This is a genomic window from Comamonas denitrificans (genome assembly GCF_042654745.1).
Lineage (GTDB): Bacteria > Pseudomonadota > Gammaproteobacteria > Burkholderiales > Burkholderiaceae_C > Comamonas > Comamonas denitrificans.
Genome location: NZ_JBHSEY010000041.1, coordinates 1 through 13,677 on the forward strand (window position 1 = coordinate 1; position 13,677 = coordinate 13,677).

A 13,677-nucleotide genomic window follows, 5' to 3' on the forward strand; every position below is an offset into this window, starting at 1 on the left:
CTCATACTGGCTCCTATTGGACAGGAAATAGGAGGCTCTTGACTGTCTACAAAACCCTGGGCGATTCAGATGGCAATAAGGGCCATGCCAGGGAGTTTGTCGCTGAGCACCCCCCATACCAGCAAGCACAGCCAAGCCAGCATTAGCCCCTTGGCGAAAGCAGCCCCTGCAGGGGCTGCTTTGAAAGTTCGCTGCTGGGGTGCATTTGTGCGGCGGGGCGCGTTAGCCCGTCTTGGGGCGGTGTTGTTCGTTGAAGTATGTTTGGGTGGTGTCGAGGGCGATGCCATCGTTTGCTTGACTTGCACTGCCATGGCCCGAGGGCCTTTGCTTCCGACATGAATTTCTTCGTAAACGACTTGCATTCCGACGGTTGGCGTGCCTGGACCACGGAAATCGCGGATATGGAAGAAAACATCGTTGGTCTGGGCGTTTTGGATGAAACCAAAGCCTTTTTCTGTATTCCAGCGGTGGATGGTGCCTTGTGTTTGCATGGAAGGTTTTTGGAAATCAAACGGGTATGAAAAAACCGCCCGAAGGCGGTTTGAGCCAAAAAAGTGATGCCAGATTTAGCCTTGCAATACCTTGGCGATCGCCTGGCAGACGTAACCAACGTTTTGGCTATTGAGCGCGGCCACGCAGATGCGGCCGGTGTCGGTGCCGTAAACACCAAATTCGCTGCGCAAGCGCAGCATTTGCTCTTTGGTCAGGCCCGAGTAGCTGAACATGCCGATTTGCTGCGTCATGAAAGACATGTCTTGCTGCACACCGGCGGCTTGCAGGCCATCGACCAGTTTTTGGCGCATGGCTTTGATGCGCACGCGCATGGCGCCCAGTTCCTCTTCCCATTGCTGGCGCAGGGCTGGGGTGGTGAGCACCTTGGCCACCACCGCGCCGCCGTGGGTGGGCGGGTTGGAGTAGTTGGTGCGGATGACGATTTTCAGCTGCGAGAGCACGCGGGCGGCTTCTTCCTTGTCATTGGCGACCACCGACAAGGCCCCCACGCGCTCGCCGTACAGGCTGAAGCTTTTGCTGAACGAGGTGGAGACAAAAATATTCAGCCCGGCAGCAACAAATTTGCCAATCACTGCGCCGTCTTCGGCAATGCCATGGCCAAAGCCCTGGTAGGCCATATCGAGGAAGGCGACCAGGTTGTTGGCCTTCACCACCTCAATCACCTGGTCCCACTGCGCGGGGGTGATGTCGTAGCCGGTGGGGTTGTGGCAGCAGGCGTGCAGCACGGCGATGGTGCCAGGGGCGGCGCTGCGCAGGCTTTGCAGCATGCCGTCAAAGTTCACCCCGCGCTTGGCCGCGTCGTAGTAGGCGTAGGTATCAACTTCAAAACCGGCGTTTTGAAAGATGGCACGGTGGTTTTCCCAGCTGGGGTCAGAGATCAGCACCTTGGCGTTGGGGTTGAGCTTGTGCAGAAAGTCGGCACCGATTTTCAGGCCGCCGGTGCCGCCAATGGCTTGCACGGTGGCAACGCGGCCACTGGTCACGGGTTCGGAGTCGGCGCCGAACACCAGGGCTTTGACGGCGTTGTCGTAGGCAGCAATCCCGTCGATGGGCAGATAGCCACGGGCTGTCGGGGTGTCCATGAGGGCTTTTTCAGCCGCTTGTACGCACTGCAGCAGGGGCAATTTGCCGTTGTCGTCGAAGTACACGCCCACGCCCAGATTGACTTTTTGCGGGTTGGGATCGGCAGCGTATTGTTCGTTCAGGCCCAAAATGGGATCGCGCGGGGCCATTGCGACAGCGGAAAACAGAGACATGGTTCTTTGTCCTTGAGGGTAGAAAAAAAGCGTGCTCTCCCTCTTTGATAGCAAGCCGGATGCCGCCAGGGAAAGCCCTCTATTTTATGTGCGAATGGGCTGCTTTTGCAGCCCATTGCGCCAACGCGTTGCCCTGGAGGGCGGCCCAGGGCGGCAGATGTGAGGCTTCTGGCCGGAGGGGCGCGGTTCACGCCATCTGGCTGATGGTCTTGCGAAACCGCGCCAGCGACAGGGCGAACAGGGCGCTGCCGATGGCGGCCAGGGCCAGGAAGGGCTGCCACACCACGTCCAGCCCCGCGCCCCGGTAGAGGATGGCCTGGCCCAGTTCGACGAAGTGGGTGGTGGGGGCCAGCAGCATGACGCTTTGCACCAGCTCGGGCATGGATTCGCGCGGCGTCATGCCGCCCGAGAGCAGTTGCAGCGGCAGCAGGATCAGCACCATCAGCAGGCCGAACTGCGGCATGGAGCGGGCAATGGTGGCCAGAAAGATGCCCATGGCAGTGGTGGCGAACAGGCACAGCGCCGCCCCGGCCATGAACAGGGGGATGCTGCCCTCGACGGATACCTGCAGCAGCCCGCGCACCACGAGGTGCAGGGAGATGCCGGCGGCCAGCAGCACCACTGCGCCCATCGACCAGACCTTGGCCAGCATGATCTGCGTGGGCGTGACAGGCATGACCAGCAGGTGTTCGATGGTGCCGTGCTCGCGCTCGCGGATCAGCGCTGCGCCGGTGAGGATGATGGAGAGCATGGTCACGTTGTTGATGATCTGCATCAGCGCCCCGAACCAGATCTTGTTCAGCCCCGGGTTGAAGCGGGCCCGCAGCTCCAGCGCCACGGGCAGGGCGGTGGCGGCGCGGTAGCGCTGGGTGAATTCGCGCACCTCGGCCAGGGCGATCTGCTGGATGTAGCCGCTGCCGCTGAAGGCCTGGCTCATGCGCGTGGCGTCCACGTTCAGTTGCAGGGTGGCGTTCTTGCCCGCCAGCACGTCGCGCTGGAAGTTGGGCGGAATGGTCAGGGCGAAGGTGAAGTCGCCCGCGTCCATGCCCGCATCCACCGCCTGCCAGGACAGCAGTTGCGGTGGCATGAAGTGCGGCGGGTAGAACGCCGAGGCGATGCGCTGCGACAGGGGCGAGTGGTCTTCATCGACGATGGCGATGGGCGCGTGGTGCAGCGTCTCGGGCATGGCCGAGGCGGCGGTGTAGACCGAGGCGGTGAAGGTGTAGACGATGAGGATCAGCATCACCGGGTCGCGCCACAGGCTCCACAGCTCCTTGATGCCCAGGCGCCAGATGTTTTTGAGGGTGAGCAGCATCGGTATTCCTTTTTCCGTTCAGCGCTCTTGCTTGGGCAGCGCCCAGATGGCGATGCCCATGATGACGGGGATGGCCAGCGCCAGCGCGGTGAAGGCCGCCGTCAGGTCGCCCAGGGTGAGCGCCTTGCTGAACACGCCCCGGCTGATGGCGAACATGTGGGTGGCCGGATAAATCTCGCCCACCCAGCGGCCCACGCCCTCCAGGGACGACACCGGGTCGGTCAGCCCGGAGAATTGCGAGGCCGGGATGATGGTGCCGATCAGGGCGAAGAACATGGCCGCAATCTGGCTGCGCGTGACGGCCGAGGCCAGCAGCCCCATGCCGGTGGCGATGATGGAAAACAGCAGCGCCGCCAGGGTGAGGGTGGCAAAGCTGCCGGTGATCGGCACGCCGAAGGCGAACACCGCCAGGGCGCACATCAGCAGGTAGTTGAGCATGGCCAGCAGCACGTAGGGCAGTTGCTTGCCCAGCAGGAATTCCACGCGCGTCACCGGGGTGGTGTAGAGGTTGAGGATGGAGCCCAGCTCCTTCTCGCGCACCACGGCCAGGGCGGTGAGCATGGCGGGCAGCATGAGCAGCAGCATGGGCATGACCGCCGGGGCCATGGCGGGCAGGCTTTTCACGTCCGGGTTGTAGCGAAAGCGCGTCTCCACCGCCACGTTGCTGCCCAGCTTCAGGCCGGTGCGCTCCCGCGCCTGCTCGGCCAGCCAGTGCTGGTGGATGCCTTGCACGTAGCCGCTCACCGTCTCGCCGCGCTGGGGCATGGCCCCGTCGAACCAGGCGCCGATGGCAGCCGGTTTGCCCGCCAGCACGGTGCGGCCGAAGCCGGGGGGAATTTCCAGCGCCAGCGACAGCTCGCCGCTGCGCATCCGCTGGTCGAGTTCGTCGTAGCTGGCCAGCGGTGCCCGTTCGGTGAAGTAGCGCGAGCCGGACAGGCTTTGCGCATAGCTGCGGCTGATGCTGGTCTGGTCGTGGTCGAGCACGGCAAAGCGCAGGCTTTCCACGTCCATGTTGATGCCCAGGCCGATCACCACCATCAGCACCAGCGAGCCGACCAGCGCCAGCGTGGCCCGCACCGGGTCGCGTTGCAGCTCCAGGGTTTCGCGCCAGACGTAGCTCCACAGGCGTTGCAGGCTGAACGCCGGGGTGGCGGGGCGGGGTGCGGTTGGTGCTATGGATTCAGGTGCTTTTTCCGCAGATTCATCGCCATTTTCAATATGTTTGTTATTTGAATCTGTTTGTTTATCAGCGGAAGAAGCTATGTTTGTTGATGCTTCCGCTGCCGGGGGCGCGGTTTCACCCGAGGCTTCCAGCAGATAGCCGATGAAGGCTTCTTCCAGCGTGGCCGCGCCGCGCTTGGCTACCAGGGCAGCGGGGGCATCGCTGTCGAGCACCCGGCCGGCGTGCATCATGGACATGCGGTCGCACCGCTCGGCCTCGTTCATGAAGTGGGTGGAGATGAAGATCGTCACCTGGTCGCGGCGCGACAGTTCCACCAGCAGTTGCCAGAACTGGTCGCGTGCCACGGGATCGACGCCCGAGGTCGGCTCGTCCAGGATGAGCAGCTCGGGCCGGTGCACCATGGCCACGGCCAGCGACAGGCGCTGGCGCAGGCCCAGGGGCAGGCGCTCGGGCAGGGCTTCGGCCTCGCCCTGCAGGCCAAAGCGCTCCAGCATTTCCTGCACGCGCTCTTTCACGTCCGCTTCGGGGACGTGAAAGAGCTGGGCGTGCAGCACCAGGTTTTGCCGCACCGTCAGCTCCCCGTACAGCGAGAAGGCCTGCGACATATAGCCCACGCGCCGCCGCGTGGCGATGTCGTGCGGGTTGACCAGATTGCCGAACAGCCAGGCCTGCCCCTCGCTGGCCGGCATCAGCCCGGTGAGCATCTTCATGGTGGTGGACTTGCCGCAGCCGTTGGAGCCGAGGAAGCCGAAAATCTCCCCGCGCCGGATGCGGAAATTGACGTGATCGACGGCCACGAAGTCGCCGAAGCGCATGGTCAGGTCACGCGCCTCGATGGCGATGTCGTCGGCGTGCGCCTGCAGCGGCGGGATGACGACCTCGGCATGGCCGCGTTTTTTCTCGGCGGGCAGCAGGGCGATGAAGGCGGCCTCCAGGTGCTGCGTGCCGGTCTGCGCTAGCAGCGCGGCGGGCGTGCCGGTGGCCAGCACCTGGCCTGCGTCCATGGCCATCAGCCAGTCGAAGCGCTGGGCTTCGTCCATGTAGGCGGTGGCGACCAGCACGCTCATGCCGGGGCGGGTGGTGCGGATGCGGGCGATCAGGTCCCAGAACTGGGCGCGGGCCAGCGGGTCGACGCCGGTGGTCGGCTCGTCCAGGATGAGCAGGTCGGGGTCGTGGATCAGGGCGCAGCACAGGCCGAGCTTTTGCTTCATGCCGCCGGAGAGCTTGCCGGCCGGGCGGGCCAGGAATTTTTGCAGCCCGGTGGCCTGGGTCAGGTCGTCGATACGGCGGCGGCGCTCGGCAGCGTCGTGGCCGAACAGGCGGGCGAAGAATTGCAGGTTTTCCTCCACCGACAGGGTGGGGTAGAGGTTGCGCCCCAGCCCCTGCGGCATGTAGGCCACGCGCGGCAGGATGGCGTTGCGGTGGCGGCGCTGGGCCATGTCGCTGCCCAGCACTTCGACCTGGCCGTGCTGGATGATGCGGGCCCCGGCGATCAGCGCCAGCAGGCTGGATTTGCCCACGCCGTCGGGGCCGATCAGGCCGATCATGCGCCCGGCGGGGATGTCCAGCGTGATGCCGGCCAGGGCGTGCGTGTCGCCATAGCGCAGGGCGACATCGGTCAGGCGGACGACAGTTTCTGCCATGGCGTTTACTGCGGCACGTTGGGTTGCAGGGTGGCGGGCCAGGGGGTGTTGGCGTCCAGCTTCACCCAGGTCACGCCGGGCAGGCCGGTCTTGACCTGTTGCAGATGGCGGGCGAGCAGTTCGCGGTCAATCTGCGCCCGCACGCGGAACATGAGCTTTTGGCGTTCGCTGGCGGTTTCCACCGTTTTGGGCGTGAACTGCGCAGTGGCCGAGACAAAGCTGATCGTGGCCGGGATGACGATGTGCGGCGCAGCGTCCAGGATGATGCGGGCCTCGCTGCCGATGGCCACGCGCCCGGCGGCGGTTTCCGGCAGGAAGAAGGTCATGTAGACGTCGGACAGATCGACCAGGTTCAGCACCCGGCCCCCGGCCCCCAGCACCTCGCCCTCCTGGGCGATGCGGAACTGCACCCGGCCATCGCGCGGGGCGGTCAGGGTGGCGTCGTGCAGGTCGGCATCGATGCGCTCGATGCTGGCCTGCGCGGCGGCGACCTGGGCTTCGGCACCGGTGACCTGGGTGCGGGCCGCCTGGATGGCGGCGCGGGCAGCGTCCACCTGTGCCTTGGAGGCGGTCACGCCCGCCTGGGCGCTGCGCTGGCGGGCGCGGTCGTCGTCCAGCTCCTGCTGGGAGGATGCTCCGTCGCGGGCCAGCTCGGTGGAGCGGGCCAGGCGGCGCTGGGCGGCATCCAGCTCGCTCTCGCGCAGGGCCACTTGCGCCTGGGTGGCCCGCAGGTCGCTCTCGCGCAGCGCCACCTGGGCGTGGGCGGTGGCCACGCCGTGCTGCGCCTGGGCGTGGCGGGCCACGGCTTCGCTGCGCTGGGCCTGCAGGGCGGCCACGTCCATGCGGGCCAGGGCTGTACCGGCCTGGACGAAGTCGCCTTCGGCGGCTAGCACTTCGGCCAGGCGGCCGGGCAGTTTGGTGGCGATGTCGATCTCGGTGGCTTCGATGCGGCCATTGCCCTGAACGAAACCCGCGCCCGGGCCGCTGTCGCGGCTGGCGTTCCAGGCAAAGTAGGCGGCTGCGGCGATCAGCGCAATCGCGGCGGGGGCGATCCATTTTTTGATACGTGCGTCCATGGTGTGCTTTCCGGAATGTTCTCTTTTTTAATCAGCGGTGGGCGGGGGCAACTGGGCGCTGCCGCCGCCCAGGGCGGTGTAGAGCTGCAGGCGGGCGCTGTGCAGGGCCCGCTCGGCCTGCACCACCTGCTGCTGGGCGGCGAGCAGGTCGCGCTCGGCATCCAGCACCTCGAAGTAGCGCGTGGCTCCCGCGTCATAGCGCCGCCGGGCCAGGCGGGCGCGTTCGGTCAGGGTGGCTTCGGTGGCCTGCAGGCTGTGCAGTTGCGTGTCCAGCCACTGGGTGGCCGCCAGAGCATCGGCTACGTCGCGGAAGGCGGCTTCAATGGTGCGCTGGTAGTGGTTCACGGCTTGCTCGCGCTGCACTTCGCTCAACTGCACATTGGCCTTGCGCCGCCCGCCGTCGAACAGCGGCAGGGCGATGCTGGGCGCAAACGTCCAGGCGCGGCTGCCGGCGGTGAACAGGCCGTCCAGCTCGGCGCTGGCCGTACCGCCCAGGGCGGTGAGGGCAATGCGCGGGAAATACATCGCCCGCGCCGCGCCGATGCGGGCGTTGGCCGCCTGCAACTGGTGTTCGGCGGCCAGGATGTCGGGCCGGTTTTCCAGCAGTTGCGCAGGCAGGCCCGGGGCCAGGGGGGCCAGCGGCAGCAGTTCTGCCAGCGGTTGGGGGCTGGGCGGCAGTGCCAGATCGGGCTGCCCGACCAGCAGGCCCAGGGCGTGCAGCTGGGTGCTGCGCTGCAACCGCAATTGGGCGACCAGGGTGCCGGCCTGCTGCCACAGCAGTTCCACCTGGACGAAATCGAGGCGCGAGGACGATCCCACCTCCACCCGGCGGGCAAACACGCGCCGCGCTTCGGCGCGGGTGGCCAGGGCCTGTTCGGCGAGGTGAATCCGCCAGTCCAGCTCGCGCACGGCCAGCCAGCCATCGGCCACCTGGGCCACCAGCAGCAGGTGGGCGGCGCGTTGGCCTTCGGCGCTGGCCCAGTAGCTGTGCAGGGCCGCTTCGTTCATGCTGCGCACGCGGCCCCACACATCCAGTTCCCAGCTGGTGAAGCCCACGCCCAGCTGGTGCTGGCTGGAGATCACCGGCTGGCCGCTGATATTCAAATCCCCCGGCACCTGCGCCCGTTGCGATTCCAGTCCCAGGCCGACGGCAGGGCTGCGTTCGGCCCGGGCGATGCCGTAGGCCGCGCGGGCTTGCGCGACCTGCAGCATGGCGGCCTGCAGGTCGCGGTTGTGCTGCAGGGCGTGTTCGATCAGTGTCTGCAACTCGGGGTGACGGAAGTAGTCGCGCCAGGCCAGTTGGTTCACGTCGCTGGCCTGCACCGGGCGGCTGTCCGCAAATTGCGCGGGCAGGGCGGTGGTGGGGCGCTCGTAGACCGGGGCCAGGCTGGTGCAGCCGGCCAGAACCAGGCTGCATGCCAGGGGCGGCAAGCTGCGGGCCAGCCAGGCAGACAGGCCCTTGCGGCGGGGGGAGGGGGCACAGCCGTGCTGTGCGCTAAGGGTCGGGAAGTTGTGCATGGCTCAAACCAGAATAACAACCGACTAGTCGGTATCTAACAGCATACTTGGTTTTTCCGACGGAGCTTTTTGAGGCGTGACAATACCGGGCATGATGGACAACGATAGGACTCAACCCAGGCGCAGATTGCGCCTGGCACCCGCGCAGCGCGTGCCGCAGATACTGGACGCGGCGTTGCAGGAGTTCCCTCGCCGTGGCTTCACGGCGGCGCGGATGGACGACATTGCCCAGCGCTGCGGCCTGTCCAAAGGCGGGCTGTATGCCCATTTCGACAGCAAGGACGCCATCTTCAAGGCGCTGCTGGACCGCAGCCTGAACCGCACCGACTGGGCGCAGATGCCGCAACTGGCGGCGGGGGCCGACACCCGGGCGGTGGCGGAGTGGACGGTCGATCGGCTGCACGCTGCCTTGCTGGCACCGGAGGTGATTACGCTGGTGCGCCTGCTGATTCCCGAGCGCGAGCGCGTGCCGCTGCGCGTGGACGAGTGGAAAAAGCTGACCCAGCAGCACACCCAGCAGGTCATGGCCGTGATCCACCACAACCTGGAGGCCAGTGGCCGCAAAGACACCGTGCTGGCCCGCCACCCCTGGCTGGTGCTGTCGCCCATCGTGCATGTACTGCTGTGGCATACCGTGTTTGGCGAAGGCGCAGAACCCGATCCGCACTACCGCCAGGCGCATATCGACATGTTGTGCGAGTTATTGGCCTGATGGCTGTTGTGGCAGCGTGCCTGTTAAAGTTTTCCCCGTATGCAAAAAACTCCCTCACCCGCCCCGGCGGGACAATTCGTGCATTTCGACAATTCCCCGTTTGCACTGTTCCAGCCCTATCCGCCCGCAGGCGACCAGCCCACGGCGATTGCGCAGCTGGTCGAGGGCGTGCGCGACGGCGAATCCTTCCAGACCCTGCTGGGCGTGACCGGCTCGGGCAAGACCTTCACCATGGCCAACGTGATTGCCCGGCTGGGCCGCCCGGCCATCGTGTTTGCGCCCAACAAGACGCTGGCGGCGCAGTTGTACAGCGAGTTTCGCGAGTTTTTCCCGCAGAACGCGGTGGAGTATTTCGTCAGCTATTACGACTATTACCAGCCCGAAGCCTATGTGCCGCAGCGCGATCTGTTCATCGAAAAAGACAGCGCCATCAACGAGCACATTGAGCAAATGCGCCTGTCCTGCACCAAAAGCCTGCTGGAGCGGCGCGATGTGATCATTGTGGCCACCGTCTCGGCCATCTACGGCATTGGCGAGCCCGAGAGCTACCACCAGATGGTGCTGATGCTGCGCGTGGGCGACCGCATTGCCCAGCGCGAGCTGATCGCCCAGCTGGTGCGTATGCAGTACCAGCGCAACGACGACGATTTCAGCCGGGGCAAGTTTCGCGTGCGTGGCGACACCATCGACGTGTTCCCGGCCGAGCATTCTGAGCTGGCCATCCGCATTGAGCTGTTCGACGACGAGGTCGATGGCCTGCAATTGTTTGACCCGCTCACCGGCCAGGTGCAGCAGCGCATTCCGCGCTTTGCGGTGTACCCCAGCAGCCACTACGTCACCCCGCGCGATGTGGTGCTGCGGGCGGTGGAAACCATCAAGGAAGAATTGCGCCAGCGTGTGGCCGAGCTGGTCGAGGCGGGCAAGCTGGTAGAGGCCCAGCGCCTGGAGCAGCGCACCCGTTTTGACCTAGAAATGCTTTCTGAGCTGGGCCACTGCAAGGGCATCGAGAACTATTCGCGCCACCTTTCTGGCGCGGCACCGGGCGAGCCACCGGCCACGCTGATCGACTACCTGCCCAAAGATGCGCTGATGTTTTTGGATGAAAGCCACCAGATGATGGGCCAGCTCTCGGCCATGTACAACGGCGACCGCTCGCGCAAAACCACCTTGGTCGAGTACGGCTTTCGCTTGCCGTCGGCGCTGGACAACCGGCCTTTGAAGCTGGAAGAGTTTGAGCAGCGCATGCGCCAGGTGGTGTTTGTCTCAGCCACCCCAGCGGATTACGAAAAACAGCACAGTGGCCAGACGGTGGAGCAATTGGTGCGCCCCACCGGCTTGGTCGATCCTGAGATTGAAGTGCGCCCAGCCAGCAGCCAAGTCGATGATGTGCTGCAGGAAATTCACCAGCGCGTGGCCTGCCATGAGCGGGTGCTGATCACCACGCTGACCAAACGCATGGCCGAGCAGCTGACCGAGTACCTGAGCGAAAACGGCGTCAAGGTGCGCTATTTGCACTCGGATGTGGACACGGTCGAGCGCGTAGAAATCATCCGCGACCTGCGCCTGGGGGCGTTTGACGTGCTGGTGGGCATCAACCTGCTGCGCGAAGGGCTGGACATTCCCGAAGTCTCGTTGGTGGCGATTTTGGATGCCGATAAGGAGGGCTTTTTGCGCTCTGAGCGCAGCCTGATTCAAACCATAGGCCGTGCGGCGCGCAACTTGCACGGCAAGGCGATTTTGTACGCCGACCGCATCACCGATTCCATGCGCAAAGCCATGGACGAAACCGAGCGCCGCCGCGCCAAGCAAACGGCGTTCAACCTGGCCAACGGCATCGTCCCCACCGCCATCGTCAAGCGGGTCAAGGATTTGATCGATGGCGTGTACAGCGATAAATCCCAGCAACAAAGCCGCGAGGTGGCCCGCGCCGCCGCTGGGGCGCAGGCTGCGGCCGCCTTGTCCGAAGTGGAACTGGCCAAAGAAATCAAGCGCGTTGAAAAAGAGATGCTCGAATCGGCCAAACGCCTGGAGTTCGAATCTGCCGCCCGCTTGCGCGACCAGCTGGCCATCTTGAAAAATCAGCTGCTCGGGCTTGGCTAAAGCCTGCGCAAACTTGGCCCCGGCCTGTGCGGGCGGAAGCGGCTATTGCACTGTGTCCGACTGGGGTAAGGGGTTTTTGTGCTATAGTCCTACAAATTAGTCAAGAAATAAGAAAGTAGGGTCATTGCACAGAAACCTGGGAGTGGCCCGCTTACTTGTTTTTGGCGTTTTTGTTCTATTTTTTAAAGGAGCTTGCCATGCGTTTGACCACCAAAGGCCGTTTTGCCGTAACTGCCATGATTGATCTGGCCCTGCGCCAAAACAGCGGCCCCGTCACCTTGGCGGCAATCAGCCAGCGCCAGCAAATTTCGCTGTCCTATCTAGAGCAACTGTTTGGCAAATTGCGCCGCAACGAGTTGGTCGAATCCACCCGAGGCCCCGGCGGCGGCTACACCCTGGCCCGCAAAGCGGCCGACATTACGGTGACTGACATCATCACCTCGGTCGATGAACCCATTGATGCCACCCAGTGTGGCGGCAAAGAAAACTGTCTGGGCGAACAAGGCCGCTGCATGACGCACGACCTGTGGGCGGCCCTGAACAACCACATGGTTGAATTTTTAAACTCCGTCACCTTGCAAAAGCTGGTCGATGACCAACTGGCACGCGGCATCCAAATCGAAGACAAGCCGGTGGTGCGCCGCGCCATTTCTTCGGCCCCCGTGGTCAAACCCATTCGCGTAAACGCCCCCAACTCGGTGTTCGCGCTGGGCAATGTTTTTAGTAGCAACAAATCCTGAGTGAGCTTTCGGTGTCGTCGTTCAATCGCCCTATCTATTTGGACTATGCCGCCACCACCCCGGTCGATCCTCGGGTCGTGCAGGCCATGGTGCCGTGGCTGGCCGAGCATTTTGGCAACCCCGCATCCAACACCCACGCCTGGGGCTGGGAGGCCGAGGAAGCCGTCGAGCAGGCCCGCAGCCATGTGGCCGCCTTGATTGGTGCCCAGGCCCGCGATGTGGTTTGGACGAGTGGGGCCACCGAGTCCAATAACCTGGCCATCACGGGCGCAGCCCTGGCTTACCAGGACAAAGGTCGCCACCTTATTACCCTGAAAACTGAGCACAAAGCCGTGCTCGACACCATGCGGGCCTTAGAGCAGCAAGGCTTTGCCGTCACTTTTCTGGATGTGCAACCCAATGGCCTGGTGGATTTAAGCGCGCTGCAAGCGGCCATGCGGCCGGACACCATTCTGGTCAGCGTCATGGCGGTGAACAACGAAATCGGCGTGGTACACGACAGCGCTGCCATTGGCCAGCTGTGCCGGCAGCAGGGCGTGCTGTTTCACGTTGATGCGGCCCAGGCCACGGGCAAAGTGGCGCTGGATGTGCAGGCCATGCAGGTGGATTTGATGAGCCTGGCCTCGCACAAAACCTATGGCCCCAAAGGCATCGGTGCCCTGTACGTGCGCCGCCAGCCGCGCGTGCGCCTGCAGGCGCAAATGCATGGCGGTGGGCATGAGCGCGGCCTGCGCTCGGGCACCTTGCCCACCCACCAAATCGTGGGCATGGGCGAAGCCTTTCGCCTGGCCCAGCTTGAAATGGCGCACGACAACGCCCATGCCCGCCAGCTGCAGCAGCAAGTGCTGGCAGGTTTGGCCGATGTGCCCGGTGTGCTGCTCAACGGTGATGCCCAGCAGCGCGTGCCGCACAACCTGAACTTCAGCTTTGCCGGCATTGAGGGCGAAGCGCTCATGACCCGCGTCAGCGACACCGTCGCGCTGTCCAGCGGCTCGGCTTGCACCTCGGCCAGCATCGAACCCAGCCATGTGCTGCAAGCCTTGGGGCGCAGCCACCCCTTGGCACACAGCAGTTTGCGCATCAGCTACGGGCGCTTTAGCACCGAGGCCGACATCGCCCAGGGGCTGGCCTGCATCCGCAGCGCGGTGCTGGCGCTGCAAGCTATTAGCCCACTGGCGGTGCCTGCGGGTTTAGGTTTCGTTGGGCGGTAAAGAGTTATGGCTTCTCAGCACTACAGTGATTTGCTCTTAGAGCACAGCCGCCACCCACGCAACGTGGGCAGCTTGGCCACCCCGGCCCCTGGGGTGGGCGTGGGCCGTGTGGGCAGCCAAGAAACGGGGGCGGTGGTGCAACTGCACTTGCAATGCCCCATCGGCACCCAACGCATCGAGGCCGTGCGCTTTCAAGCCTATGGCGACACCGCCACGATTGCCGCCGCCTCGTTAATGACCGAATGGCTGCACGGCAAAACCCTGGATGAGGCCCTGCAGCTGACCAGCAGCCAATTGGTGCAAGCGCTGCAAATACCACCCGCGCGGGTGTTTGGTGCCATGTTGGTGCAAGATGCCGTGCGCAGCGCGGTGGCCGATTGCCGCCAACACCACCGCGTCAATCATTAGTT

11 protein-coding genes are annotated in these 13,677 nt (G+C 64.5%); 5 read left to right on the plus strand and 6 right to left on the minus strand.

Translation table 11 applies throughout. The features are described 5' to 3' along the window. Window positions 1–65: 65 nt before the first annotated feature. The 6 genes from ACFO24_RS08310 to ACFO24_RS08335 all read right to left on the minus strand — a co-directional run bounded on the left by ACFO24_RS08310 (window position 66) and on the right by ACFO24_RS08335 (window position 8,504). On the minus strand, window positions 66–491 hold the full coding sequence (locus tag ACFO24_RS08310; RefSeq protein ID WP_377737906.1) for a cold-shock protein: 426 nt from the start codon (window positions 489–491) through the stop codon (window positions 66–68). A 75-nt stretch (window positions 492–566) separates the two neighbouring features. Beyond that, window positions 567–1,769: an amino acid aminotransferase gene (locus ACFO24_RS08315; RefSeq protein WP_377737907.1), complete on the minus strand. Its 1,203-nt coding sequence runs from the start codon at window positions 1,767–1,769 to the stop codon at window positions 567–569. Window positions 1,770–1,956: 187 nt separating this feature from the next. Then, window positions 1,957–3,084 (minus strand): ABC transporter permease, encoded by a 1,128-nt coding sequence (locus tag ACFO24_RS08320; RefSeq protein ID WP_377737909.1) that lies wholly within the window; start codon window positions 3,082–3,084, stop codon window positions 1,957–1,959. A gap of 18 nt (window positions 3,085–3,102) precedes the next feature. Beyond that, the gene (gene rbbA, locus ACFO24_RS08325) at window positions 3,103–5,910 is read right to left on the minus strand and encodes a ribosome-associated ATPase/putative transporter RbbA (protein ID WP_377737910.1); all 2,808 of its coding nucleotides are present in this window, start codon (window positions 5,908–5,910) and stop codon (window positions 3,103–3,105) included. Window positions 5,911–5,915: 5 nt separating this feature from the next. Then, a complete protein-coding gene (locus ACFO24_RS08330) occupies window positions 5,916–6,986 on the minus strand; it encodes an HlyD family secretion protein (RefSeq protein WP_377737911.1) in 1,071 nt (356 codons plus the stop codon). 27 nt (window positions 6,987–7,013) lie between these two features. After that, complete coding sequence (locus tag ACFO24_RS08335) at window positions 7,014–8,504, minus strand: efflux transporter outer membrane subunit (RefSeq protein ID WP_377737912.1); 1,491 nt, start codon at window positions 8,502–8,504, stop codon at window positions 7,014–7,016. A 127-nt stretch (window positions 8,505–8,631) separates the two neighbouring features. On the opposite strand from ACFO24_RS08335, the gene ACFO24_RS08340 reads away from it, so the two are divergent. The 5 genes from ACFO24_RS08340 (at window position 8,632) to ACFO24_RS08360 (ending at window position 13,675) form a co-directional block, all read left to right on the plus strand. Beyond that, window positions 8,632–9,216 carry a TetR/AcrR family transcriptional regulator gene (locus tag ACFO24_RS08340; protein ID WP_377737913.1) on the plus strand — a complete coding sequence of 195 codons (585 nt, stop codon included), beginning with the start codon at window positions 8,632–8,634 and terminating at the stop codon, window positions 9,214–9,216. 39 nt (window positions 9,217–9,255) lie between these two features. Next, window positions 9,256–11,316 carry an excinuclease ABC subunit UvrB gene (gene uvrB, locus ACFO24_RS08345; protein ID WP_377737914.1) on the plus strand — a complete coding sequence of 687 codons (2,061 nt, stop codon included), beginning with the start codon at window positions 9,256–9,258 and terminating at the stop codon, window positions 11,314–11,316. Window positions 11,317–11,513: 197 nt separating this feature from the next. Further along, entirely contained in the window at window positions 11,514–12,056 is a 543-nt protein-coding gene (iscR, locus tag ACFO24_RS08350; RefSeq protein ID WP_207575848.1) for a Fe-S cluster assembly transcriptional regulator IscR, read from the plus strand. 11 nt (window positions 12,057–12,067) lie between these two features. Continuing rightward, a complete protein-coding gene (locus tag ACFO24_RS08355) occupies window positions 12,068–13,267 on the plus strand; it encodes an IscS subfamily cysteine desulfurase (protein ID WP_377737915.1) in 1,200 nt (399 codons plus the stop codon). A gap of 6 nt (window positions 13,268–13,273) precedes the next feature. Beyond that, a complete protein-coding gene (locus ACFO24_RS08360) occupies window positions 13,274–13,675 on the plus strand; it encodes an iron-sulfur cluster assembly scaffold protein (protein WP_377737917.1) in 402 nt (133 codons plus the stop codon). Window positions 13,676–13,677: the final 2 nt, after the last annotated feature.